24 protein-coding genes and 1 pseudogene are annotated in these 24252 nt (G+C 64.3%); 10 read left to right on the top strand and 15 right to left on the bottom strand.

The annotated features are described in order from the left end of the window. Positions 1–116: 116 nt before the first annotated feature. Positions 117–1628 (bottom strand): CYTH and CHAD domain-containing protein, encoded by a 1512-nt coding sequence (locus NLM27_RS21615; protein ID WP_254145237.1) that lies wholly within the window; start codon positions 1626–1628, stop codon positions 117–119. Between the two features lie 15 nt (positions 1629–1643). On the opposite strand from NLM27_RS21615, the gene NLM27_RS21610 reads away from it, so the two are divergent. The 3 genes from NLM27_RS21610 to NLM27_RS21600 all read left to right on the top strand — a co-directional run bounded on the left by NLM27_RS21610 (position 1644) and on the right by NLM27_RS21600 (position 2985). Beyond that, the gene (locus tag NLM27_RS21610) at positions 1644–1937 is read left to right on the top strand and encodes a hypothetical protein (protein ID WP_254145236.1); all 294 of its coding nucleotides are present in this window, start codon (positions 1644–1646) and stop codon (positions 1935–1937) included. 134 nt (positions 1938–2071) lie between these two features. After that, positions 2072–2248, top strand: coding sequence for a hypothetical protein (locus NLM27_RS21605; RefSeq protein WP_254145235.1), 177 nt, complete (start codon positions 2072–2074; stop codon positions 2246–2248). Positions 2249–2709: 461 nt separating this feature from the next. Continuing rightward, the gene (locus NLM27_RS21600) at positions 2710–2985 is read left to right on the top strand and encodes a DUF3303 domain-containing protein (RefSeq protein ID WP_254145234.1); all 276 of its coding nucleotides are present in this window, start codon (positions 2710–2712) and stop codon (positions 2983–2985) included. Positions 2986–3048: 63 nt separating this feature from the next. Here the strand turns inward: NLM27_RS21600 and NLM27_RS43745 are convergent, their stop codons facing one another. Continuing rightward, positions 3049–3285 carry an HGGxSTG domain-containing protein gene (locus NLM27_RS43745; RefSeq protein WP_305887598.1) on the bottom strand — a complete coding sequence of 79 codons (237 nt, stop codon included), beginning with the start codon at positions 3283–3285 and terminating at the stop codon, positions 3049–3051. Positions 3286–3314: 29 nt separating this feature from the next. Then, a complete protein-coding gene (locus tag NLM27_RS21595) occupies positions 3315–3965 on the bottom strand; it encodes a hypothetical protein (RefSeq protein ID WP_254145232.1) in 651 nt (216 codons plus the stop codon). A 439-nt stretch (positions 3966–4404) separates the two neighbouring features. On the opposite strand from NLM27_RS21595, the gene NLM27_RS21590 reads away from it, so the two are divergent. Beyond that, positions 4405–5379 (top strand): tripartite tricarboxylate transporter substrate binding protein, encoded by a 975-nt coding sequence (locus NLM27_RS21590; protein WP_254145231.1) that lies wholly within the window; start codon positions 4405–4407, stop codon positions 5377–5379. 204 nt (positions 5380–5583) lie between these two features. Here the strand turns inward: NLM27_RS21590 and NLM27_RS21585 are convergent, their stop codons facing one another. The 4 genes from NLM27_RS21585 to NLM27_RS21570 form a co-directional block, all read right to left on the bottom strand. Continuing rightward, a complete protein-coding gene (locus tag NLM27_RS21585) occupies positions 5584–8124 on the bottom strand; it encodes a branched-chain amino acid ABC transporter ATP-binding protein/permease (protein ID WP_254145230.1) in 2541 nt (846 codons plus the stop codon). Beyond that, positions 8121–8996: a branched-chain amino acid ABC transporter permease gene (locus tag NLM27_RS21580; protein ID WP_254145229.1), complete on the bottom strand. Its 876-nt coding sequence runs from the start codon at positions 8994–8996 to the stop codon at positions 8121–8123. The genes NLM27_RS21585 and NLM27_RS21580 overlap by 4 nt, the downstream gene beginning before the upstream one ends. A 28-nt stretch (positions 8997–9024) precedes the next feature. Continuing rightward, complete coding sequence (locus NLM27_RS21575) at positions 9025–10269, bottom strand: ABC transporter substrate-binding protein (RefSeq protein WP_254145228.1); 1245 nt, start codon at positions 10267–10269, stop codon at positions 9025–9027. Positions 10270–10408: 139 nt separating this feature from the next. Further along, positions 10409–11350 carry an IclR family transcriptional regulator gene (locus tag NLM27_RS21570; RefSeq protein WP_254145227.1) on the bottom strand — a complete coding sequence of 314 codons (942 nt, stop codon included), beginning with the start codon at positions 11348–11350 and terminating at the stop codon, positions 10409–10411. A gap of 193 nt (positions 11351–11543) precedes the next feature. Here NLM27_RS21570 and NLM27_RS21565 point away from each other — a divergent pair, with 193 nt between their 5' ends. Genes NLM27_RS21565 through NLM27_RS21555 form a run of 3 tightly spaced genes read left to right on the top strand, consistent with a single transcriptional unit; the run spans position 11544 to position 14492 of the window. Beyond that, complete coding sequence (locus NLM27_RS21565; protein ID WP_254145226.1) at positions 11544–13343, top strand: thiamine pyrophosphate-binding protein; 1800 nt, start codon at positions 11544–11546, stop codon at positions 13341–13343. Between the two features lie 43 nt (positions 13344–13386). Then, positions 13387–14091 (top strand): SDR family oxidoreductase, encoded by a 705-nt coding sequence (locus NLM27_RS21560; protein ID WP_254145225.1) that lies wholly within the window; start codon positions 13387–13389, stop codon positions 14089–14091. A 17-nt stretch (positions 14092–14108) separates the two neighbouring features. Then, positions 14109–14492 (top strand): cupin domain-containing protein, encoded by a 384-nt coding sequence (locus NLM27_RS21555; protein WP_254145224.1) that lies wholly within the window; start codon positions 14109–14111, stop codon positions 14490–14492. Positions 14493–14511: 19 nt separating this feature from the next. On the opposite strand, the gene NLM27_RS21550 is transcribed toward NLM27_RS21555, so the two are convergent. Beyond that, positions 14512–14973 (bottom strand): NUDIX domain-containing protein, encoded by a 462-nt coding sequence (locus NLM27_RS21550; protein WP_254148894.1) that lies wholly within the window; start codon positions 14971–14973, stop codon positions 14512–14514. 114 nt (positions 14974–15087) lie between these two features. On the opposite strand from NLM27_RS21550, the pseudogene NLM27_RS21545 reads away from it, so the two are divergent. After that, positions 15088–15412 (top strand): annotated as a pseudogene (locus NLM27_RS21545) (DUF1236 domain-containing protein); the annotation flags it as partial. Here the strand turns inward: NLM27_RS21545 and NLM27_RS21540 are convergent. Next, on the bottom strand, positions 15409–16368 hold the full coding sequence (locus NLM27_RS21540) for a lytic transglycosylase domain-containing protein (RefSeq protein ID WP_254145223.1): 960 nt from the start codon (positions 16366–16368) through the stop codon (positions 15409–15411). The pseudogene NLM27_RS21545 and the gene NLM27_RS21540 sit on opposite strands and share 4 nt — an antisense overlap. 185 nt (positions 16369–16553) lie before the next feature. On the opposite strand from NLM27_RS21540, the gene NLM27_RS21535 reads away from it, so the two are divergent. Continuing rightward, positions 16554–17588 (top strand): L,D-transpeptidase, encoded by a 1035-nt coding sequence (locus NLM27_RS21535; protein WP_254148893.1) that lies wholly within the window; start codon positions 16554–16556, stop codon positions 17586–17588. A 20-nt stretch (positions 17589–17608) separates the two neighbouring features. Here the strand turns inward: NLM27_RS21535 and NLM27_RS21530 are convergent, their stop codons facing one another. From NLM27_RS21530 to NLM27_RS21520, 3 genes are all read right to left on the bottom strand, one after another. Beyond that, entirely contained in the window at positions 17609–17884 is a 276-nt protein-coding gene (locus tag NLM27_RS21530; RefSeq protein ID WP_254145222.1) for a hypothetical protein, read from the bottom strand. A gap of 79 nt (positions 17885–17963) precedes the next feature. Then, complete coding sequence (locus tag NLM27_RS21525; protein ID WP_254145221.1) at positions 17964–18821, bottom strand: VOC family protein; 858 nt, start codon at positions 18819–18821, stop codon at positions 17964–17966. A gap of 145 nt (positions 18822–18966) precedes the next feature. After that, positions 18967–20157 carry a urate hydroxylase PuuD gene (locus NLM27_RS21520; RefSeq protein ID WP_254145220.1) on the bottom strand — a complete coding sequence of 397 codons (1191 nt, stop codon included), beginning with the start codon at positions 20155–20157 and terminating at the stop codon, positions 18967–18969. A 225-nt stretch (positions 20158–20382) separates the two neighbouring features. On the opposite strand from NLM27_RS21520, the gene NLM27_RS21515 reads away from it, so the two are divergent. Then, positions 20383–21723, top strand: a complete 1341-nt coding sequence (locus NLM27_RS21515; protein WP_254145219.1) for a PQQ-dependent sugar dehydrogenase — start codon at positions 20383–20385, stop codon at positions 21721–21723. Positions 21724–21885: 162 nt separating this feature from the next. Here NLM27_RS21515 and NLM27_RS21510 read toward each other — a convergent pair whose 3' ends face one another. From NLM27_RS21510 to NLM27_RS21500, 3 genes are read right to left on the bottom strand one after another with little or no spacing between them, the layout of a single operon-like run. After that, positions 21886–22689, bottom strand: coding sequence for an SDR family NAD(P)-dependent oxidoreductase (locus NLM27_RS21510; RefSeq protein WP_254145218.1), 804 nt, complete (start codon positions 22687–22689; stop codon positions 21886–21888). A gap of 1 nt (position 22690) precedes the next feature. After that, positions 22691–23245: a carboxymuconolactone decarboxylase family protein gene (locus NLM27_RS21505; protein ID WP_254145217.1), complete on the bottom strand. Its 555-nt coding sequence runs from the start codon at positions 23243–23245 to the stop codon at positions 22691–22693. Positions 23246–23261: 16 nt separating this feature from the next. Beyond that, a complete protein-coding gene (locus tag NLM27_RS21500; protein ID WP_254145216.1) occupies positions 23262–24074 on the bottom strand; it encodes an SDR family NAD(P)-dependent oxidoreductase in 813 nt (270 codons plus the stop codon). Positions 24075–24252 lie beyond the last annotated feature (178 nt).

Here is a 24252-nt window from a genome sequence, read left to right as displayed (position 1 = left end):
CCACTGATCGATATCACTGTCCGGCAGCTGGAGCGGTGGCGATAGACGCGCATGGTCCGACGAGCAACTCCCCAGCCTCGCTCAGCAAGCACCGGCCGGAGGACCTCGTGTCCCTTTCAATCGCTTGGCACCGCGCGCAGCCGATGCAACCGATGCAATTCCTTTGCTGCGTCCTTCATCAGGCCATCAGCCGCCTTTCGTTCCTGGCCGACGATGACGCCCGATGCGAAAGCCTGGGCGCGGCGGTGCGCAAGCGGTGCCGTCAGCGCGGCCTCCGTTGCCAGCTCGCGGTGCGCCATGAAGTCGTTGAGCGATCCCAGCGCGGATTGAATCTGCTTGAGCCGGTCGGACAGAGCTGCAAGCTCCTTCCGGTCGCGATCGTCGTAGAGGCTTTCGAAGAAATCGACGGCATAGCGAATCTTCTTGATCTTGATCCGCAGCTTGTGGCGCTGCATCGGCTCGAGATCGGTCAGGCGCTTGCCCTGCTTGCGCGCCTTCCTGGTGCGCCGGTCGAGCAACTCGGCGGCATAGGCGGCGATCGAGCGGTCGTCATCGGCGTGAGGCCGTGCGGCTTCGATCCATTCGATCAAATCGATCAGCAGGCGGCGGTAACGCGGCGACATGACCGCGTCGCGCGCATGCCTGAACGCGGTCGTCCGTTGCCCGGAGAACCTCTTGCGCATCGCGCGGGCGCCGCGTCGCGGCACGTCCTGCGCGGTGATCGGCTGGATGCTCTCCGTCAGAAACACGTCGATTTCACGCGCCGGCGCTAGTTCGCCCGTGAGCCATTTCAGCTCGGCCTTGATCCGCGCCGTGCTCGCCCGTGGCAGGATATCGGCGAACAGCGAGATGGCCGCACGCAGGCGCCGCAGGCCGACGCGCATCTGATGAACCCCCTCGGCGTCCATGTCGCGCACCGGATCGGCATTCGCGGTGATTTGACGCAGCGTCGAATGCGCGATCGTGGCGAACGCCTCGCGCGGCGAGAGTTCCGGCTTCAATGCGATCAGCTCGGCGCGTTGCGCGCCGCCGCCGCCTCCCGCGACGAGCTGGTAGCCTCGCTCGGCCTTCGAGCGCAGATCGAGCTCGGCCCCCGTTCTGCGTTCGAGTTCGCGGGCGAGGTGAAACAGGTCCGCGACATGTCCGGATTTCAACTCCAGCTCCAGCTCGGCAACTGGGCGTGACCGCCGCCCGGCGCTGATGCGGCCGCGGTCGACTGCGAGTTCGATCTGGCTCTTCCGGACGCGTCGCGCCTGCGCCATGCGGTGGATGTCGGTCTGGAACACCGGCTTCAGCTTGCGGGGGAGCTTTCCGGTCGCAAGGCTCCGGAGCGGCGTGTGTCTCGTCTTGTTCAGGTCAGGTTTGGTGCCGGAAACCTCGTGCTCCCATTCGCCGCGGGTCACGCCGCCCGTGCCGCCCGCTTTCACGGTCTGCACGTAACGATCCTCGATCTTGCGGATGCGCAGCGTCAGGCCGTGGCGCCTGAGCTTGTGATTGCCTGTGTCGAAGTAGGTCGACACGAGCGTCTGTTCGGACTGGTCGTAACGCCGTCCGCTTGCGCCATTTCGCAGGACTGAGGATAGTTTTCGCGGCGCAACCCGGAATTTCAGTTCCGTTTCCGAGTTCATGGCTGAATCTCACCGTTGCCGAAATTCAAGTGGCGCTCGCGCGGGAAGTTCCGCTGCTGCGCGCATTTCAATTCAACCGGCCACTGCGAAGCGCAAGGTCGTAGATATTTCACGGAACAGGTGCGTGCATGGTCGATTGAGAAGCAACGTCTTGAACCTGAGGAGGCTCCGTTGAGCCGAACGAATGCAATTGCGATCCCTGTTATCGTCCTTGTCCTCGTCAGCGGTGCTGCCGCGCTCTACCGTTTGGATACCGGCGAGGGAAGCCGCAGCAGCCGGGCGGATTCAGCGAGGACGGCATTGGATTGACCTGGCATGCCAATCTTGTCGACAGCGGCGGGACCCGACTGGCAACGTGCAGCCAGCGTATAGAGGCAGGTGAAAGACGATATCGAGCGGTTATTTGAGTTGGTTCAAGAACCATTGTTTCCGGAGGACAGGCCATGACAAAACCCGCGATTCATCCAGACGACTTTCCGGTCGAAACCAGCAAGACGACCGTCAAGACCAACAAGGGCAAGCCGCTTGCAGACGCTGAAAGCGAGCCTGTGGCGGAAGAGATTGCCGAGCGTCTCAACGAGCACGCCTACCGCGAGGAGCACGAGAGATGGTCGCCGTAACGCTCGGGTCGACGCGGCATCTCAGTCCTCCTTCAGCGGGTCGCCCGGCCGGCCATGCGCCGCCAGCCGGGCCGATACGCCACGCAAGGGATCAACGTCCTTCGTGCAGGACCCTGTGACCATTGCGCCGTCATGACCCGGAGGTTTTGACGACGAGCCTTATGTCGCCTCAATGACCTTGAGGTCGAGCGGCTTCGTGACGAGCTTGCACTCGAGCACCCGCTCGCCGGCTGTAGCTCTCTGTACCCCAAGGCGCGAAGCCGGGACGCAAATATGAGTTCCCATGCGATGGGGAAAGTTCAGGTGTCAGTGCCGGTATAATAGTGTCGAGCGAGTTGCGCGCTGGACTCTCATGACCAAGCAAACCCGTTTTCTGGCCATTGTCATTGATGCGGTCGGCGCTATCGTGCGCGAGCGGCGAAGCCGCGGTAGCTATCAATTGATTGCAAAGGGAGACTCGCATGAAGTTCATCGTCAGCTGGTCTGTACCTCAAGGCACTTTCAATGCAGCAGTCGCGCGTTTCCTGGAAACTGGTGGAGCACCGCCCGAGGGTGTCAAAATGTTGGGGCGTTGGCATGGGATGGACGGTACGGGATTTGCGATCTCGGAATCGAACGATCCAAAGGCGATGTATCGTTGGGTCGCTCAATGGGCTGACTTGCTCCCATTGACGGTCACTCCCTGCCTGGAGGACGCAGACGCCGGCGAGGTCATGGCGTCGCTACCCAGGCGTTGACCTTCGATCCAAAATCAATTCCGCCGCGGCCAGGAGCGTGGCCGCGGTGGTATCTGCGGAACATCAGGACAAGTCCCGCAGCATTTTGCGGGCCTCATCCAAGAGGTCCCGAACTTGCTTTCGCTCAGAGGCCGCATCCCCAGTGAACAGTCCGTGTTTCCTGGCATTCCGATTTCCTCTCGGCGCGCCCGATCTCCTCGCGCCGCCGTGCATGCGACAGCGGGCTTTGCCGTGCACCGCCGGCGCGCGGCAGACAGCGCCGCTTCGCGTCCTGGCGCCGCAGCGCGGGCTCGTCGACATCGCATCCGTGTTGCGGACGTGATCGCCCCTCATGGGAAGGCGCCTTGGCTGGCTTCGGCCTGTTTGTACTCTCCGGACTCGCGCGTCGAGAGCGGTCCTGCATCTGTCGCCGCGCCCGCCTCCGCCACGATCACGCTCGCATGCTGGGTGACGTTGCCCACGATCGCGCTGCCGCCGTCCTGCACCGACACGTTCTGCACCGTGATCGCGCGCTCGCCATTGTTGCGGTGGCGGCTGAGGGCCTCGGTCTGGGCCGCGAAGGTGCGGGCGAGGCGAGTCAATGCGCGGGTGATGCCTTCCTGTTGCTGAAGATTCTCGGTGAGGCTGAGGCGAAAGGCGGAGCGCATCGCGGCGACGTGGACGGACACCATCTGTGCCGCCAGCATGGCTTCTATAGAATCCCGGGGCGCGATACTCTTCATCATCGAGATCATGAAGGCGAGATTGGCCTCATCAGGCTTTTGGTTGATCACGCTGGCCTTCATCAATTGCTTGAGGATGCCATGCAGCGCGTCGCGATCGGCGGCGCCGAGCGCCTCGGCCAGCAGCCGTTCGCCGGCTTGCACGTCGGGATGCTGGATCAGCATGCGCCGTCGGGTGAGCTTGATTCGCGGCGTGGATCTGCTGCGATCGTATGCCGCGATCGGGGCCGTGCTGGTGCGATGGGGAGATGCCGTCATGTCCTGGGGTCCTCTAGCGTAACAGGCGCGAGCGGTTGCCCGCGCGAATCCGGTCGCGCGTGCTGCGCGGCGGTTGCGATTTCTGGATGTCGATGAAGGGCTTACGCGCAACCAGGCCGAGGCTTCCAAGGCTGGAATGGCCTGGACACTCACGGTGATCGCAATGATGCCATTATGCAGGTGTGTTGCCCGACGTGTCAAATAGGATTCGTTCTATCCGAAAACCGCGCGTCCCGCACAAGTCCTTGTTCCTACGGCGGCCGGCTACTGTGCATGGGGTTGTTTTCGCCTTTTTTGTTGCGAAGCAGCTCTCTCGTGCCGCGCGGCGGAATGCCGGCGCGTAAACGCGATTGCGAATTTGGGCGCGACCGCTATTCATGATCGAGGACGCGTCGCATCAACAAGCATGCACAAGCGGCGCGATGAAAGGAGGGAACGAATGCAACGAACGCTTCGCCTGCTGGCGATTGTCGCCGGATTGTGCGTGACGACGCAGGCCCTCGCGCAGAAATATCCGGCGCGGCCGGTCAAGATCATGGTCGGCTTCAGCGCGGGCGGCCCGGTCGACGTCGTCGCGCGCATCATCGGCGATCGGCTCAGCAACAAGCTCGGCCAGCCCTTCGTGGTCGAGAACCGCGCCGGCGCCAACGGCATGATCGTCGCCGAGGGCGTCGCCCGTGCGGATGCGGACGGCTACACCATACTCGCCTGCAACTCGTCCACGATCACGCTGAACAAGACGCTGTTCAAGGATATCCGCTACGATCCGGAAAAAGACTTTGCGCCGCTCACCACCGTCGTGTCGGCGCCGCTCGTCCTCGTGGTCAATCCCGAGAATCCCAGGACGGCGAACATCAAATCGGTGGCCGATCTCGTGGCTGTGGCGAAGGCCGCGCCCGGCGCGCTCGCTTACGGCTCGGGCGGCAATGGCAACCTCGCCCATCTCGCCATGGAGCTGCTCAGCCAGAAGGCCGGCATCAAGATGATCCACGTGCCCTATCGCGGCGGTTCGGCGGCTGAAGTCGGCATCCTCGCCCAGGAGGTGCTGGCGGTGTTCGATCCGCTCTCGGCCGTGCCGCTGGTGAAGGCCGGCAAGCTGCGCGCGCTCGCGGTGTCGTCGGCCGAGCGGTTGCCGATGCTGCCTGACGTGCCCACCGTCGCGGAAGCCGGCTATCCCGGCTTCGACATCTCGTTCTGGGTCGGCTTCTTCATGCCGAAGGCGACGCCGGCGCCGATCCTGGAGACGCTGCACCGGGAGATCGTCGCCGCCGCCAAGGATCCGGCAATTGAGGAGAAGCTCGGCTCGCAGGGCGTGGTCAGCGTGCTCAGGCCGGCCGACTACGCCGCGAAGATCGCCAAGGAGACCAGGGAGCTTGCCGAGGTCGTGGCCGCCGCGAACATCAAGGCGGAATAAGGCGGCGCTTGTTTTTGCGCACGATCGTGCCGCGGGCTCTCTAACCTCTCCCGCTTGCGGGAGAGGTCGCGCCAAAGGCGCGGGTGAGGGCTCTGTCCGCTAGGTGATTGTCCCATTGTGGAGACACCCTCTCGCCAACCCTCTCCCGCAAGCGGGAGAGGGAGCTCACTTCCGCTGCGGCGGCCCTCTGAATCCATCAAGCCATCACAGCCACAGGATCTGCTTGCGATAGCCGAGATCGTCGAGCAGCGGCGCCGCCGGTCCCTGGTGGAACACGGCGCCGCGCTCGAGCGCGAAGACGCGGTCGGCCAGCGCCAGCACGAGGTCGAGATTGTGCTCGACGATCACGATCGACATTTTTTCGCGGAGCTGGTCGAACACCCCAAACAGCTCCAGCGTCACCGCCGGTGCGAGGCCTTCGAACGGCTCGTCGAGCAGCAAGAGGCGGACATTGCCCGACATCGCGCGGGCAACCGCGACCATCTGCTGCTCGCCGCCGGAGAGATAGTCGGCGGCGATGTTCATGCGCTCCTTCAGGCGTGGAAAATAGTGCAGGATCTGCTCCTCGTCCCAGACCACGCCGTCGCTGCCGTCGGTCTTGCGCGCGAGGCGCCCGAGCGCGAGGTTCTCGCGCACGGTCATGCCGGCGAACAGGCCGCGCCCCTGCGGCACATAGCCGACGCCGCGGCGGGCGATGTCGGGCGCGGGGAGGCGTGCCAGATCGGTGCCGAGATATTCGATGGTTCCTGACGCCGCCGGCACCAGGCCGGCGATGGATTTGAGTAGCGTCGACTTGCCGGCGCCGTTGCGGCCCAGCAGCGCAACGATCTCACCCTCGCGCACGTCGAGCGCGGCGTCATTGAGGATATGGCTCTTGCCGTAGAACGTATTGACGCCGTCGAGACGCAGCACTGTCCTGGTCTCGCCTGAAACCTCGATGCTGCGTCGGTGCTCGACGGCGGGAATGCCCTTGCCGGTGTAGATCTCCTGCACGCGCAGGTCGGCCCGCACCGCCCTGGGGCAGTCGGACATCAGGACCTCGCCCTGGTTCATGACGGTCACGACCTGGGAGAAGCCGAGTACGCGGTCGATGTCGTGCTCGACGATCAGCACGGGAATGTTCGCCGCGATGTTCTTGACGAGGTTGGAGACTCGTTCGCGCTCAGTCGCGGCGAGCCCTGCGAGCGGCTCGTCGAGCAGCAGCACCTGCGGCTTACTGCCGAGTGCGATGCCGAGATCGACCAGCCGCTGCCCGCCATAGGAGAGCTCGCCGCCTTCGATCTCCTCGATGCCTTCGAGGCCGAGAAATTTCGTCAATGCGGCAGTCTCGGCGTGAATCTGCGGGTAAGCGTCGATGTCGTTCCAGATGTTGAAGCGCATCGGCCGCCGCGCCTGCAGCGAGAGGCGGAGGTTCTCGTAGATCGTCAGCCCGCGAAACAGATTGGTGATCTGGAACGAGCGCGCCAGCCCCTGGTGGCAGATCGCGTTCGCCGGCACGCCGGCGATGTCGCGGCCCTGGAGACGGATCGTGCCCTGGTCGGGCGCGTAAAGGCCGGAGACGAGGTTGAACAGCGTGGTCTTGCCGGCGCCGTTCGGTCCGATCAGCGCGTGGATGTCGCCGGCGGCGACGGTGATGCTGGCATTCTCGACCGCGCGGATGCCGCCGAACTTCCGGGAGACGCCATTGACCTCCAATACCGTGCCCGTCAGCGCTTCGGGCCGGAGGAAATCGGGCAGCGGCAGGCCCTCATAGATCTTGCGCCGGCTCATCGCGGCCGACTCTTCCGCGGGCGGCCGCAAGCGCCGCATGATCAGCGCGCCGATGCCGACGAGGCCGCCGGGGGAATACATCACGAAGGCCACGAAGGTGAGGCCGAACCAGAACAGCCAGTCCGATGTCCAGATCGAGAACAGCTCGCGGAACAGGATGAAGAACAGCGCGCCGAGCGCGGGGCCGAGCAGGCTGTGCATGCCGCCGATGACGACCATCGCCAGGAGCTCTCCGGCGAACGGCACCGAGACGGCCTCGGCGGAGACGAGATAGTTCAGGAAGCCGATCAGCGCACCGGCAAGGCCGGTGACGACGGCGGAGATCACGAACACCGCGAGCTTGTAGCGCTCGACCGGATAGCCCTGAAAGCTGGCGCGCAGCTGGTTCTCGCGGATCGCGACCAGCACATGCCCGAACGGCGAGCGTACCAGGCGCATCAGCACATAGAGTGTGGCGAGCCCGATCATCGCGACCACCACATAATAATTGAGCGCGTTGTCGAGATCGACTGGTCCGATAGCGCCGCGCTTCAGTCCGCCGAGCCCGTCCTCGCCGCCGGTGAGGCTCGTCCAGCGGAAGGCGGTGGTGTAGGTGAGGGCGGCGAGCGCCAGTGTCAGCAGCGAGAAGTACACGCCGCGCCGGCGCAGGATCAGCATGCCGATGCCAGTGGAGGCAATCGCGACGACCCCCATCGATCCGAGCAGCGGCAGCCAAATCTCGCTGGAGGCGAGGCGGAGCTGGATCAGCCCGGCGGCATAGGCGCCGATGCCGAACCAGGCGCTGTGGCCGAACGAGACGAGGCCGGTATAGCCGATGCAGAGGTTGAGCCCCATGGTCGCGATCGCGAGGGCGACGATCCAGGTGCCGGTGTTCAGCGACAGGCCGAAGGCCCTGAGCAGGAAAGGCAGCGCGACGACCGCAACAGTCGCGATCAGCAGCGGCCTCAGCCTGTCGATGGCAGACATGCGGCTCATTCGAACTTCTCGATGCGTTCGCCGAGCAGGCCGCGCGGCCGCACCAGCAGCACCAGGAACATCAGGATGTAGATCGAGGCCTCACCTGCGGCAGGCGCAAAGTGAATGGCGATGCCGCGCACCACGCCGACGAGCAGGGCGGCGATGACGACGCCCCAGAAACTGCCGAGGCCGCCGATCACGACCACGACGAAGGCGACCGTCATGATCTCGGCGCCCATTGCGGGATGCACGGTCGTGATCGGCGCGAAGAAGGCGCCGCCGAGTGCGGCCATGCCGACGCCGAGCATCACGATCGCGGTCATGTAGGGCTGCAGGCGGATGCCGAGCGCCGCGACCATGTCCGGGCGCTGGATGCCGGCGCGCACCACGCGACCGAACGAGGTCTTTTGCAGCAGCATCCAGATGCCGAGCAGGATCGCCGCCACGACGGCGAGGATGAGCAGACGATAGCGCGAGAACAGGAAGTCGCCGACGATCACCGAGCCACGGAAGCTTTGCGGGATCTCGGTCGAGACAGGCGCTGCACCCCAGATCATGCGGATCGCTTGTTCCGCGACCATCGCAAGCCCGAAGGTCACGAGCAGGCTCAGGATCGGATCGGCGGTGTAGAAGCGCCGCAGGATGAAGCGTTCGAAGAGGATTCCGAGCAGGGCGACCGCAAACGGCGAGACGACTACGGAAGCGCCGAAGCCGAGGCGTTTCGTCAGCTCGACGCAGACATAGGCGCCGAGCGCGTAGAAGGCGCCGTGCGCGAGATTGACGATGCCGCCGACGGAGAAGATCAGCGACAGGCCGAGCGCGATGAGAAGGTAATAGCCTCCGAGCACGAGGCCATTCACCACCTGTTCCAGCAAGAACTCGAACTGCATGTTGCGTCCTTGCAGCGCGTGGGACGCTTCAAGCCTTCATCTCGCAGGGATTCTGTTCCCTGGTCGGATAGATCGTCTCCAGCTGATCGTTCGCCGCCGGCACCGCATCGCCCAGCACCAGCATGTCCCATTGATCCTTCATTTGGTCCTTGGGCTTGACGGTGAACGGATAGGCCTCCTGCACCAGCTGGTGATCCCAGCTGCGGAAATAGGCCTTGCGCGCTTTCATGATGTCAAACTGGGTCTGCTTCTCGAAATAGGCGATCAGCTCGCCGCTGTCGGTCGACTTCGTGGTGTTGACCGCCTCCGCCAGCAGCTTGAGCGTCACATATTCGATCCAGGCGTGGTTTTCCGGCGGCTTGCCGTATTTCTTGGTGAATGCCGCGACGAAGGCCTGCGAGGCCGGGTTGTTCAGCGTGTGATACCAGACCGTCGGCCAGGTGCCGCTGAGATTGCCGGCGCCGGCGGCCCAGGCATCGCCGGTGTTGAGATTGAACCCGACCAGCGGATAGGGCAGGCCGAACTCGGCATATTGCTTGACGAGGTTGGTCACCTGGTTGCCGGCGAGGTTGCAGCAGACGACGTCGGGTTTTGCCTGCCGCACCTTGAGCAGGTACGGGCTGAAGTCGGTGACATCGGTTGCGATCAACTCGTCGCCGATCAGATTGGCCTCATGCGTGCCGAAGAAGCCCTTGGCCGCCTTCAGGAGGTCATGACCAAAAATGTAGTCGGCCGTCAGCGTGAAGAACTTCTTGCCCTTCACCATGCCCTTCTGCGACAGCGCGGTGCCGACCGCGTTCACCATCACGGTGTTGGGGATGTCGCAATGGAAGGAGTATTTGTTGCAGTTCTTGCCGCGCAGCGCGTCCGAGCGCGCGCCGGTCGAGAAGAACACCTTCTTGTTGCGCTCGGCAACCTGCATGATGGTGAGCGAGGAGGCCGAGGAGATTTCGCCGAGCAGCACCACGGCACCATCCTGCTCCAGCATGCGCTGCGCCTTGGTCGATGCGGTTGCCGGGTTGATCGAGTCCTCCGAGATGAGGTCGATCTGCTTGCCCACGATGCCGCCGGATGCGTTGATCTCCTCCGCCGCGAGCTTCACGCCCAACTGCGCGTAGCCGCCGATCACGCCGAGAAAGCCGGTCAGCGGCGTTAGATGGCCGATCCGGATCTTCTCGGCCTGCGCTCTCACAATTGCGGGAAATCCCAATGCGGACGCGCCGACCAAGGCTGCGCCCGCCCGTAACACCGTCCGTCGCGGGTAGCGGATCATGTCTGTCTCCTCCCGGTGCATCGTGTCCCTCTTCCAAATCGGACATCCGATATTGTGAGAGATGTTTTTTTAATGCGGGAGGATAATCCCGAACGCCATTGCCGGTGTCAACCGGCAAATTCGACGCTCATGCGCGTCCCTAGACTTTCTGCTGGAACGCCTTGTGCGCCCGGTCCTTGGCGCCGAATTCGGCCGAGAGGCCGTCGGCGGCGGCCTGCACGATTTGCGCGCCGGCATGCAGCGCCTGGTTGGACAGCCGCCAGATCGGCCCGGAAATGCCGAGCGCGCCGATCACCTGTCCGGTGAAATCGGTCACGGGGACGGCGACGCAGCGCACTTCCGGATTGAACTCGCCGTCGTCGAAGGCGACGCCGGTGCGCTGCACCTCGGCAATCTCGCGCATCAGCACGCCGGCATCGGTGATGGATTTCGGCGTCGACGGTTTCAGCTCCGCGCGATCGAGGAACCGCTTGAGCTGATCGGGCCGCAGCGACGCCAGAATGATCTTGCCGAGCGCAGTGCAATGGGCCGGACGCACCACGCCGACGCGGTCGGTCAGCTGGAACGCGCCGGGTCCGCTGGTGCGGGCGATGACGATCACGGCATCGCCCATCCGCACGGCAAAATGGCTGCTTTCGCTGGTCTGGCGCGACAGCTCTTCCAGCACAGGGGTAGCGACATTGACCATCTCGATCTCGTCGAGCGCGCTCGCTGCAAGGGCGAACAGGGGACGGCCGATGCGGTAGCGCTTGTTGTCTTTCTCCTGGCGGAGGTAGCCGAGCGAGACCAGCGTCTTGGCCAGATGAAAGGTGGTCGAGTTGTGCAGGCCGACCAGCTTGCTCAGTTCCGCAAGCCCAATGCCCTCGCGATGGCGCGCGACTTGTTCGAGGATCGAGAAGGCGCGCCCCAGCGACTGGACGCCGCCGCCGCGCTGCTTGTCGTCGGATTCATCGTTGCCATCGGCTTTGGGGACAGGGACTAGCTTGGCAATTGCGGCCTTGCGCGGGCTCGCGGGCTTTTCGCTTGTGCTGGGCTTGGTGCGCGATCTCAAGGACAAGGCCCCCTCTGGCAGATCCGTCATGACTCGATGCCGCGACAGTAGCACGCAACGTTGCGGCCGTCGGAGTCGAGCCCGCATTTTCGCTGCAAACAGCCTATCACAATATAAATTGACGTACAGCATTATGAGAAATAGGGTGCCTGCGGCCTAACGACGACCGTGCCGTGTTCTCCGCGCCGGTCCACAAGAAGTCGCGGGCTGAGGGAGACGGTCGATGTCGAAGAACATGCTCAATGGCGCCCAGGTCATCGTCGATTACCTGATCCAGGAGAAGGTGCCGCAGGTGTTCGGCCTGTGCGGCCACGGCAACATCCAGTTCATCGACGCGTTGTATGAGCGCTCATCCGAGATCAAGACGATCTCCGTGCATCACGAGAGCGTCGCCGGCTTCATGGCCGACGTCTATTACCGCGTCTCGGGCAGGCCGACGGCGACCTTCACCTCGTGCGGGCCGGGCTCGGCCAATCTGCCGATCTCGCTCGCCAATGCCTTTCTCGATTCCGTGCCGTTCATGGCGATCACCGGCAACGTACCGACCAGCCAGTTCAACCGCGGTGCGTTCCAGGAAATGTACCGACACCATCAGGCCGACTTTCCGTCCACGGTGCGCACGATCTGCAAGAAGGTGTTCCAGCCCACGCGTGGCGAGATGGTGCCGCTCGCGGTGCGGCAAGCCTGGAAAACCATGATCACGGGACGGACGGGGCCCGTGGTGGTCGACGTGCCCTTCGACGTCTTCATGGAATCGGCGGCTGAAGAGGCGCCGAAGGCGATCGAGTGGAATGCGAATATCTCCAGCCGCTGCGGCGCCGATCCCGATGGAGTTGAGAAGGCGGTCGACATGCTGCTGTCGGCCGAGCGGCCGGTGATGCTGGTCGGGCAGGGCGTGCGTTATGGCGGGGCCGCCGATGAGTTGCGCAAGCTTGCCGAACGGCTTCAGATTCCCGTGGCGGCGTCCGCGAGCGGCCTCGGTGCGCTCGACGTCAATCATCCGCTGGCTCTCGGCCTCGTCGCGCGCGCCGGGCACTACCAGGCCAATCACGCCGCGCGTCAGGCCGACGTGCTGCTCGCGCTCGGCGTCCGCTTCGACGATCGCACCTCGAGCTCGTGGATCCCCGGCTACTCCTTCACGATCCCACCGACGAAGCTGATCCACGTCGACATCGACCCCGAGGAGATCGGCCGCAACTATCCCGTCGCGCTCGGATTGATGGCCGACGTCCGCACCTTCCTGCGCCAGGTCCATGCCGAGCTCGATCGCCGCGACAATTTGTTCAAGAAGTCCGATGCGCGCAAGAAATGGCTGGCGCAGATCGACGGCTATCGCAAAGAATGGGACAAGTTCGTCGCGCCCGGCTTTTCCGACGATTCGACGCCGATCAATCCGCAGCGCGCGGCCGCCGAGATCGACAAGGCACTGCCCGAGGATGCGATCCTCGTCTCGGACATCGGCGTGCATCACAACTGGCTTCTCGGATTCTGTAAGCCGAAGCGGCCGGACTCGCTGATCGGTTCGATGGGCTTCGGCCCGATGGGCTTTGGCGTCGCCGGCGTGATGGGTGCGAAGTTCGCCGCGCCCGATCGTCCGTGCGTGTCGGTGTGCGGCGACGGCGCGTTCTTCATGCACGCCAACGTGTTGGGCACGGCGGTCGAATACAATCTGCCGGTGGTCTGGGTGGTCTGGAACAATTACGCCTATGCCTCGATCCGCGGGCTGCAGCGCGGCTATCTCGGCGGCCGCGAGCTTGCCACCGACTTCAAGCACCCCGAGACGGGAGAACGCTACAATCCGGATTTCGCGGCGATGGCGCGCGCCTGTGGGGTCGAGGGCGTGCGGGTCGATCGCGCCGCGGACCTCGGCGAGGCAATCCGCAAGGGGATTGCCGCCAACCGGCCCTATCTGATCGACGTCGACATCGCCGCCGACGTCAATCCGGCCGGCGCCGGCGTCTGGGAATTGCCGGGCCTCGGCCAGAGCAAGGCGGGCATCGGCACGCGCTTCCAGCCGGGCTGATCGTGCGGCCTCACCAATCAACGAGACTATCGGGAGATCGGGAATGACGCTCGCAGGCAAGAAGGTCGTTGTGGTCGGGGGCTCCTCAGGCATTGGTCTCGCCACGGCGGAGCTCGCCAAGAGCCAGGGCGCGGAGGTCGTCATCGCCTCGCGTAGCGCGGCGAAGCTCGATCCCGTCGCCGAACGGCTCAAGGTGACGGCGATTTCCGCCGACGTCACCAGCGACCAGAGCGTCGCTGAACTATTTCGACGCACAGGTCCCGTCGATCATGTCGTGCTCACCGCGGCGCAGCTTCGCACCGGGCCGTTCAAGACGGTTGCGATGGAGGACGTCCGCGCCACCATGGAAGGCAAATTCTGGGGCGCCTGGCGCGTCGCGCGCGCGGCCGAGATCCGGCCCGGCGGTTCGCTGACGCTGGTCACGGGTTTCCTCAGCGTCCGGCCGCGGCCGAATTCGGCGATCATCAGCGCGGCGAACGGTGCGCTGGAATCGCTCGCCCGCGCGCTCGCACTGGAGCTTGCGCCTGTGCGTGTCAACGCGGTCTCGCCCGGCGTGATCGATACGCCGATCAGGGCTGCGATGCCGGAAGCGGCGCGAAGGGAGATGCTGACCAAGACCGCCGCGACGCTGCCGGTCGGCCGCGTCGGCATGGCCGAGGACATCGCGCAGCAGATATCGAGCTTGATGGCCAACGGCTTTGCCACGGGCTCGATCGTCTATCTCGATGGCGGCGCGCTGGTGAACTGAGACGAGGGAGCACGATCATGGCCGATGACAGCAACGGCGCCTTCATCCGCAACATTGCCGAGGTGCCCTGGCGCGAATTTCCCAATCATTTCGGCGGCGCGCTGTCGAAGCCGCTGGTGATGCCGGAGACCGCGGGCTCGCGCCGCATCGACTACCGCATCTCGATGTACCAGCCGATGGCCTATGTCGCGCGGCATCATCACAAGGTGCAGGAGCAGGTCTATCACGTGCTCGACGGCGAGGGACTGATGGAGATATCAGGCAAGAACCATGTCGTGCGCAAGCACGACGTGATCTTCCTGCCGCCCGGCGTCGAGCACGCGATCTCGAATTCGGGCCTCACCGATCTCGTGTTCCTCGTGGTGACGTCGCCGGTGACGGACGACGAGCAGCCGGTGTGAGCGGCGCGTCGCGACGCGCCTATTCGCCGCCGGCCAATTGCTCCAGCCGATCAAGCAATGGGCGTTGTCCTGCGTTGATCCTCTCCTGCGCCTCTTCGAGCGTGAACCATTCGGCGCGGTCGACCTCCGGGAAGGTCTGCCGTTTGCCGCTGCGTGGCGGCCATTCGATCTCGAAATTGTTGCTGCGAATGTCGCGCACGTCGAGATCGAGCTCGGCTGCGAACGCAGTGACGAGCTTGCCCCCGCGCTGCTTGACCTGACCAAGCGCGATCAGCGGCACGGACAGCTCGAGCCCAAGCTCTTCGGCAAACTCCCGCCGTGCGGCGATTTCCGCATCTTCCTCGTCCGCATACTCGCCCTTCGGGATCGACCATGCGCCGAGATCCTTGTTGCGCCAGAACGGGCCTCCGGGATGAACGAGGAGAACCTCGAGCCTCCGGCGCTTCCGATAGGCAATGATCCCGGCGCTCTTCGATGGCATTGCAGGTTCCGTGCAGGCGCGGCGGAGGTTCGTTCGGGAAAAAACTGGAACTCGGCGTCTTAGCTCAGGTTGGTAACCAACGCCAAACAGCACGAAAGGGAGTGAGCGGCCGGCACGTCTAGCAAGTTTTCGGATCGCGACCGCGAGGCGATCCGCAAGCATGCGAAAACCCGCACCGAAGCGCGGAGCGAGAAGCGGACCACCGGGAGCACCGCACGCACGGACATCCGCGTCGGTGACCGGCTCCCCGACAGCGTCGAGGTGGAGGAATTCCCGACCACGGTCTATCGGGACGCGCCGGATTCTGCGGGAATATCGCTATATCCACCGCGACACCAGGACCTATGTCATCGAACCGGGCGAACGTCGCGTGATCGAGGAGATCGACTGGCACGATGGATGTCGGAGCCGCTCGGGCGGGCGGCTCCGAACGAACTAACCGGACGGTCGTTCGCGTGAAGCCAGGCGAACGGCGCGGGCCTTCGCACTCTTTCCGGCCGCGCGTGCTGCAATCATGCTGCGTGCCTTGCCGTGAGCCGAAGCGTTCTTCTGGGGCAAGCTTGCAAACCGCTTGCGGGCGCGATTCGTCAGCCGCGCGGCAAGCTGTTCGGCCTTGCGAATGATGGTCGTGACCGATGGCGTCAGGTTCACCGGAACCCAGGCGACGTCCTTCGCCTTCGACAGGCTGCCGATGCCTTCGCAGGGCGCTTCGCGCGGCAGGTCGATCCGGATCGCGAGGGCCTCCGCGCGTTCGGTCCAGTCCTCGGCCCTGGTGCCGGTGATGATGCGGACATAGTCGCGCGTCTCGCGCGGCAGCTCGCTCTCCTTGGCAAGCCACTTCTGGATCCGGCCGGGCCCTGCGTTGTAGGCGGCCGCGGCGAGGCCGAGATTGCCGAAATCGTCGCGCAGCTTGCGCAGGAATTTGGCCGATGCCGGCAGCGCCTTCATCGGATTGAAGGGATCATCGAGCCCGACCTCGGCGGCCGTCCCCGGCATGAATTGCGCCACGCCCTGTGCGCCGGCCTGGCTGACCTCGTTGGACTTGAAGCGGCTCTCCTGCCAAATCAGGCGGGCGAAGAAGGGCACCGGGATGCCGCTGGCCTCGGCCGCCTCCCGAAGCGCGTGACAGAATCGCTCAGTCGGCGAAGGCGGCGCCGGCACGACAGGTTCGATCGCTCGCGACGGATCCGGCATCTCCTCATACGCCGCGCGTGCGTTGGCGAGCTCGATGGCCTGCACGCTGGTCAGGAAGAGCTCAACCACTGGAACAAGTGGGGAGGCTTGATTGTTCTGAGGAACGGTGTGGTCGACAAGGGATGTTTGCCGAGACGCCGACGGATCGAGGTCGCACATCAGAATCAGAAACGCGGCGCAAGCCGCGACGACAAATCGCATTTGCGTGGACAACCTTCGAACTGTGGGATGAACGGCCAGCGATGCACCGGCGATAGGAAGTTCTTAACCTTCCGATTGCGGCAAAGCTGCGATCTCGTCGGTTCCTCCGGTGTTACTACGGTGTTCCCGAACAGAACTCCCCGCGGTTCTGCGGGATCATGATTTGCGAATTGGAACGAGCGATGATGATGCGATGGATGCTTGGCGCGGTGATGTCGCTGTGGTTCATCTGCCCGGCGCTCGCGGGCAATCTCGATGCATCCGCTGTGAATGATGCGGCGCGTCCCGCAAAGTCCCCACCCTCCGACAAGCTCAACGCCTCGGTCGTGAAGCTTCAGGTCCTGCTCGATCGCGCGCAGTTCTCGCCCGGCGAAATCGACGGCAAGCTCGGCGAGAACGCGCAGAAGGCGGTCAAGGCGTTCGCCGAGCAGAACGGAATTGTCTCAGACAAGACCATTACGCCGGAGCTCTGGGACAAGCTGAACGCAGCGAGCGAGGGGCCTGTCGTCGTCGATTACAGAATCACCGACGCTGACGTGAAGGGGCCGTTCCTCAAGGAATTGCCGGCGAAGCTGGAAGACATGAAATCGTTGAAGGCGCTGAGCTACACCAGCCCGCTCGAAGAGCTCGCCGAGAAATTCCACATGAGCGCGGATCTGCTACGCACGCTCAATCCGGCAAAGTCCTTCGACAAGGCGGAGGAGACGATCGTCGTTGCAAACGTTGCTGCACGGCGAGAGCTGCCGCGCATTGCGCGGCTCGAGGTCGACAAGAAGAATGAAACGCTGCGGGCCTTCGACGCGACCGATCGTCTGGTCGCGTTCTATCCCGCATCCATCGGCAGCCCGGACCGTCCAACGCCGCAAGGAACGCTCAAGGTCACCTCGACCAACGACAAGCCGACCTATCACTACAATCCCGAGTACAGGTTCGACAGTGTCAAATCGCGGCAGCCGTTCGAGGTCAAGCCGGGTCCGAACAATCCGGTGGGGTCATACTGGATCGGCCTGTCGGCGCAGGGCTACGGCATTCATGGAACGGCCGAGCCCGACAGGGTCAGCAAGTCCGCCTCTCACGGCTGCGTCAGGCTCACCAACTGGGACGTTCGTGCGATCGGCGAGAACGTCAAGCGCGGTACACCCGTGGTCTTCCTCGATGCGCCGACGGAATCCTCCTCGAAGCAACAGGGCAAGACGCCCGGCAGGCGAGCCTTGAAATAGTTCTTGAATTCGGCCTTGTATCAGTCCTGGGGGAAATCCTTGCGCATCGCGATCTCGGCGGCATCGCCGGGCGATAGCACGGTCTGATCGAAGGCGGCCTGCGGCCTCGTCATGATGTCGTAGAGCGAGATGCCCTTGATCGGCTTGCCCATGAGCTCGCGCACGCAGTCGGCGAGCGTGCCGTTGTAGACGAGATAGGGCGGACCTCGGTCCTTCTGCCTCTCGCCCTTCAGCGACGGCCATTTCTTCAGCTCGGCCGGCGCGTCATAGGCGATCGGCGATCCCTCTTTGAACATGCGCTTGACCCCGGGCAGCGTGAAATGCCTGGGAATCCTAGGCCTGCCGGGTAAACGCTTGTTAAAGAATTAGTTAAAATCAGCCGGCAACGAAGGCGAGCAGGGTGCCGTTGGCCTTGGCCGGCGGCACGCAGATCGCAGCTCCGCTGCGCACTGCGACCGATCCCAGCGCTTTCTCGGTGGCCGCGAGATCGCCGCTCACGAGCACCAGCGCCGCGCCGCCACGTTCGGAGAGGCCTGCGAGTGGCACGCCGGGGAAGCGTTCGCGGAGCTGGTCCAGCGTCAGATAGACGAAGTCGGCGCGATCGCCGCCGGAGGGCACGGTGACCGCGCCGTCCGCCTCTGCCTTCGGCTCGCGGTCGATCAGCCGGCCGAGATGCGCGGCTTCCTTCGCGGGCTCAGGCGTTGCGATCAGCGTCTGCTTGATCCGCCTGGCCGCATTGGCATGCTTCATCAAGTCAGGGATCCACACGGTCTCGCGAGTCTTGTGCTGGCAGGCGAAGATGCGCACGCCGCCCGGCGCTTCCGCGGTCGGCCACATGAAGGTGCGAAACCTTGCCGCCGAGACCGTGCCGTCAGGCAGAGTCACCGGCCGCTCGAAATCGGTCGGGCCGATCGGTGTCAGGCCCCGCGCGCGGATCTCCTCCGCGCCGGCCGCGGAATCGACTGCGGTGAAGGCAATGCGCTCAATGCCCTCGCCCTGCTTGTCGAGGAAGGTGCGCGCCGGCGCATTCTGCTCGGTCGCCACGAGCACGCCGAGCAGCTCCATATAGTCGGGGTCGAACATGATGGTGTAGTTGCCGGTGCCCATATGCGCGCTGTGGGTGCCGCGCGGGGAAACGGTGAACCCGAGCTGCCGGTAGTTCTCCGCGGCCTTGTCGAGGTCCTTCACCATGACCACGGCGTGGTCGATACCGATGATGTTCTTGAGGGCCACTGTTCTTTCCCCGATTGCAAACTGACTTTGGGACCGCGCCGGCGGCCGCCGGTCATGTCTACGCCGGATAGGCGGCCAAGTCATTTTCAATTCAGGGCAAGATGCGGAATTTCATTCCGCGCAACGCGCCTTCGTGCGACGCGCGTCAGCGCACCCGCTCGAGATAGGCTGCAAGGATGGCGCGCTCCTCGCTGGTCATCTCGGTGATGTTGCCCGGCGGCATCGCATTCGACCAGGCTGCGACGCGACCGATCAGGCGGATATTGCGATGGATGTGTTCGGGGGCATCGAGCAGGATGCCTTTCGGCGCGGTGACGATGCCGGCCCAGACCGGCTCGGCCGCGTGGCACATGCTACAGCGGGACATCACGATCTCCTCGACATTGGCGAGCGTCGGCTGCGCCGCGAGCGTGCCCGTCTTGACGGCGCGCGGCCCGGCTGCGGAGAGGAAGAGGATCGCGATCACGCCGATCGCTGCCACGCCCCACACCCACCACGGCGATTTGCGCCCCGCGTGTCGCTCGTTGAAGAAGTGGCGGATCACGGGGCCGAGCGCCAGGATGATGGCGACGATGATCCAATTGAAGCGCGTGGCATAGAGCAGGGGATAGTGATTGCTGATCATCAGCACGACCACGGGAAGCGTCAGGTAGTTGTTGTGGACCGAGCGCTCCTTGCTGGCCTTGCCGAGTTTTGGATCGGGCGCCTGTCCCGCAATTAGCGCCGCCACGATCTTCTTCTGGTTCGGGATGATCAGGGCGAAGACGTTGGCGACCATGATGGTGCCGATGATCGCGCCGATCTGGTTGAAGGCGCCACGGCCGCTCAGCACATGGGTGAAGGCGTAGGTCAGTGCGACCAGGAACAGATAGCCGCCGATGGCAAAGGGCAGCTCGCGCTGCGCAAGCCCGGTGCGGCAGGCGGTTTCATAAAGCAGCCACGCCAGAGCGAGGCTGAAGAAGCTGAACAACCCGGCCTGGAATGGCGTGAGGTCGAGGATGGACTTGTCGACCAGGAACAGATCGGCCTCGAGATAATACACCACCACCATCAACGCGAAGCCGGACAGCCAGGTGGTGTAGGCCTCCCATTTGAACCAGGTCAGCTCGTCCGGCATCTGGTGCGGGGCCACCAGATATTTCATGATCCGGTAGAAGCCGCCGCCGTGGACCTGCCAGGCTTCGCCCTGCACGCCATCAGGCAGGTCGCGCCTCGACCTGAGGCCGAGATCGAGGGCGATGAAATAGAAGGAACTGCCGATCCACGCGATGGCAGCAACCACGTGCAGCCAGCGGAGCAGCAGGCTCGCCCATTCCGATACGACGGATCCCCACATGATCACCCCATCAATTGCGACGGCGATGCCGCAGCTTTGATGCCTGCAACCCCCGCTCTTACAATGTGTCGCACCTATCCGCGGCGTTTTCCAGTACGATGGGTTGCACCTGATGCACATCGTGCAGGCATGAGCGGACGTTGGATGCGGCAGGTGTTTGACCTGCCGCAGAACGTTTGCGGATGTTCGGCGTTGACGCCGGACACAGGTGGGGAGGAAGCAGACGTGAAGAACAGGATTTCGTCCGCGGCGATATCCGCGGGGCTGCTGGTCGCTGTTGCAGCTGGCGTGCAGGCTGAGCCGGTGCTGCAGGGCAAGGACGCCTATGGCGATTGGCAGGCCGACAAGCCCGGCACAATCAGGCTGATCCGGCCGCAGGATCTCGTCAGGCCCGGCGCCTCGCGGTCGGTTGCAAGCTTCTCGCGCGTGGTGCCGCGACCGTCAGAGGCGGCCCTCCAGGTGCCCTCGGGTTTCAAGATCGAGCTGTTCGCCGAAGGCTTGCGCGCGCCGCGTATCGTGCGGGTTGCGCCGAACGGTGATGTCTTCGTCGCGGAGACGCGGGCCGGCAACATCCGCGTGCTTCGCGCGGGAGAGGGCGGCAAGGTCGCGACCAACGAGGTGTTCGCCGGCGGACTGAGGCAACCCTTCGGCATCGCGTTCTTCCCGAACGGCGACAATCCGCAATGGGTCTATGTCGCCAATACCGACAGCGTCGTTCGCTTTCCCTACCAGGCCGGCGATCTCAAGGCGCGCGGCAAGGCGGAGACGATCGTGGCAAGCCTGCCGCATGACGGTGGCCATTCCACCCGCGACATCGTCTTCACGCCTGACAACAAGCGCATGCTGGTGTCGGTCGGCTCGCTCAGCAACGTCGCCGAGGGGATGGGCACGCCGCCGGGCGGATTGGAGGCCTGGTCAAAAGCGCAACCGCTTGGTGCTGCCTGGGCGAGCGAGACGGAGCGCGCGACCGTGCTGGCCTTCAATCCCGATGGCAAGGAGCGAAAGATCTACGCCACCGGCATCCGCAATTGCGTCGGCCTCGCGGTCCAGCCGCAGACCGGCATGCCCTGGTGCTCCACCAACGAACGCGACGGCCTCGGTGACGACCTCGTGCCCGACTACGTGACCAGCGTGAAGGAGGGCGGCTTCTATGGCTGGCCCTGGTTCTATATCGGCAACAACGAAGACCCGCGACACACCGGCGCGCGTCCGGACCTCAAAGACAAGGTGACGGTGCCGGACGTGCTGGTCCAGCCGCATTCGGCCTCGCTCGGCATGACCTTCTACCAGGGCACGCAGTTTCCATCCGAGTATCAGGGAGACGCCTTCGCCGCCGAACACGGCTCCTGGAACCGGTCGAAGCGCACTGGCTACAAGGTGATCCGCATCAAGATGAAGGACGGCAAGGCGACCGGCGAATATGAGGATTTCGTCACCGGGTTCGTCGTGAGCGACACCGAGGTGTGGGGCAGGCCGGTGGGAGTGGCCGTGGCAAGGGACGGATCGTTGCTGGTGTCGGAAGATGGCAACGGCACGATCTGGCGAGTGACAAGCGCGCCGCGGTGAGCGAGCTCTCTTCGCCTCTCCCCGCGTGCGGGGAGAGGCCGGAATTTGCGAGAGCAAATTCCGGGTGAGGGGGACTCTCCACGAGTCCAACTCTCAGCGTTTTCGTGGAAGCAGCCCCTCACCCCGACCCTCTCCCCGTAAGAACGGGGAGAGGGAGAAGAATCAGCCCCGCCTCACGCTCGCCCCGCCATCCACCGGCAGCGTCACGCCGGTGATGAAGTTCGCCTCGTCCGAGGCCAGAAACAGCGCGGCGTTGGCGACGTCCCATCCGGTGCCCATCTTCCTGCGCAGTGGCACCTTGCTGTCGCGCTCGGCTTCGACCTCGGCGCGGGTCTTGTGCCATTCGCGGGCGCGGGTGTCGACTGCCATCGGCGTGTTCATCAGGCCGGGCAGGATGACGTTGGCGCGGATGCCGTATTCGGCGTTCTGGTAGGCGAGCTGTTCGGTGAAGGCGATCATCGCCGACTTCGTCGCCTTGTAGGCGACGTAAGGATAGGTCGTGATCGCGGCCATCGAGGAGATGTTGATGATGGCGCCGCTTCGTTGCGCGCGCATGATCGGGATCACCTCTTTCGCGGCGAGGATGCAGCTCTTGAGATTGATGGCGACGACGCGGTCGAATGCCTCTTCGGTCAGTTGCAGCAATTCGGCATCGCCGCCCGACAGGCTGACGCCGACATTGTTGTGCAGCACGTCGATCCGGCCCCAGCGTGACTGCGCGTCCGCCACCATCGCCTTGATGTCGGCGGATTTCGTGACATCGGCCTTGAAGGCTGCGGCGCTGCCCTGCTTCGCGGCGGTGATCATCGCAACCGTTTCCTGAGCCGATTCCAGATGATGATCGACACACAGAACCTTTGCACCCTCGCGCGCGAAGGTGAGCGCAGTGGCGCGGCCGTTGCCCATGCCTTCGCCGGGACTTTGCCCGGCCCCGACCACGATCGCAACCTTGTCCTTCAAGCGCATGTCAATTCACTCCCGGGATCGGGTACTGCTGGAGTACCTCTTTGTAATAGGGCTCGTTATCGATCTTCATCGTCGCGAGCACGCGCACCACGCCGCAATAGAAGGCGATGGTGAGCACGAGATCGACCATGTGCTCGTCGGAGAGATGCTGCTTGATCTCGGCGAAGGTGGCATCCGACATCGCGAGCTCGCGCACCATCTCGCGGGTGCCCTTCAGGATCGCTCTTGCGAGCGGTTCGAGCGTGGACGACTTGCCCTCGGTTTCCGCCATCAGGCCGGCGATGTCCGCGTCGATGACGCCGAACTCCTTGCCGATCTTCACATGATGGGTGAACTCGTATTCCGACTTCTCCATCCAGCCGACCTGGAGGATCGCAAGCTCGCGCAGGCGCGGGTCGAGCTTGCTCTTGAAGCGGATATAGCCGCCGATGCCGTTGAAGGCGCGCGCCATCTCTGGCGAGTTGACCAGGAGCTTGTGCAGGTTGGTGTTGCGCTTGAGCATGTCGCGATATTCGGGCGCGACCTGGTCGGCCTCGAGATAGGGCAGGCGTGCCATCGCTGTGTTCCCCTTGTCAGTGGTCTTGTGACTCGCGTTCGGGTGCTTGCAGCGTCACGCCGCCGTCGACCACCAGCACCTGGCCGGTGATGTAGCGTGCAAAATTGCTGAGCAGGAATTTGACGGCATGGCCGACGTCCCAGCCAGTGCCTTCGGTCTTCAGCACCGAGGCCTTGGCCCGCTGTGCGCGGGCCTGTTCGCTCATGCCGCGGGCATAGACCATCGGCGTGTACATCGGACCCGGGCAGATGCAGTTGACGCGGATGTTGTCGCGGCCGTGATCGACCGCCATCGCGCGCGTGAGGCCAATGATCGCGGCCTTCGAGGTCGTGTAGGTCGTGAGCCCGCGCGGTCTGAGCGCCGAGATCGATGAGATGTTGACGATCGCACCGCCCTTGGCGGTCTTGATCATGGCCGGGATCGCGTGCTTCGAGAGCAGGAACATGGTCTCGACATTGACCTGCATGACGCGGCGATATTGTTCAGGCGCCTCGTCGACCACATTGCCGCGGCTGCCGATGCCGACATTGTTGTCGAGGAAATCAAGCCGGCCCCAGAGGTCGAGCGCGGCTTCGACGAGCGCCTTGCAATCGGCTTCGCTGGTGACGTCGCCGCCATGGGCCGCAGCGGTGCCGCCCTCGGCGGTGATCATCTCCACGGTGCGCTCGGCGAGCTCAAGGTCGCGATCGGCCACCAGCACTTTCACGCCGGCGCGGGCGAGCAGGATTGCTGCAGCGCGGCCGTTGCCGATGCCGTCCCCCGCAGCGCCACCGCCGCTGATAAGCGCCACCTTGCCGGCGAGGCCAGCATCATCCTCGGGGCCCTGCATCTCGTTCCATCCCGCTGCTTTTGCCGACGATAGCAACGGGGCACGGCAGTGAGAAGGCCGGCCGCCCCGCGCTCATGTCATTGACATCGCATGGAATTGCATGCCGTCACGCGAGATCGGGCGGTTCTGAAAGACGGCTTTCGGAACCGCCGTCATACAACTGCATTTGGTGCGGGGG

The sequence above is a fragment of the Bradyrhizobium sp. CCGB12 genome (genome assembly GCF_024199845.1).
Classification (GTDB): domain Bacteria; phylum Pseudomonadota; class Alphaproteobacteria; order Rhizobiales; family Xanthobacteraceae; genus Bradyrhizobium.
Note: the sequence above shows the minus strand (reverse complement) of the source record. Positions and strands in the feature narration are given on the sequence as shown.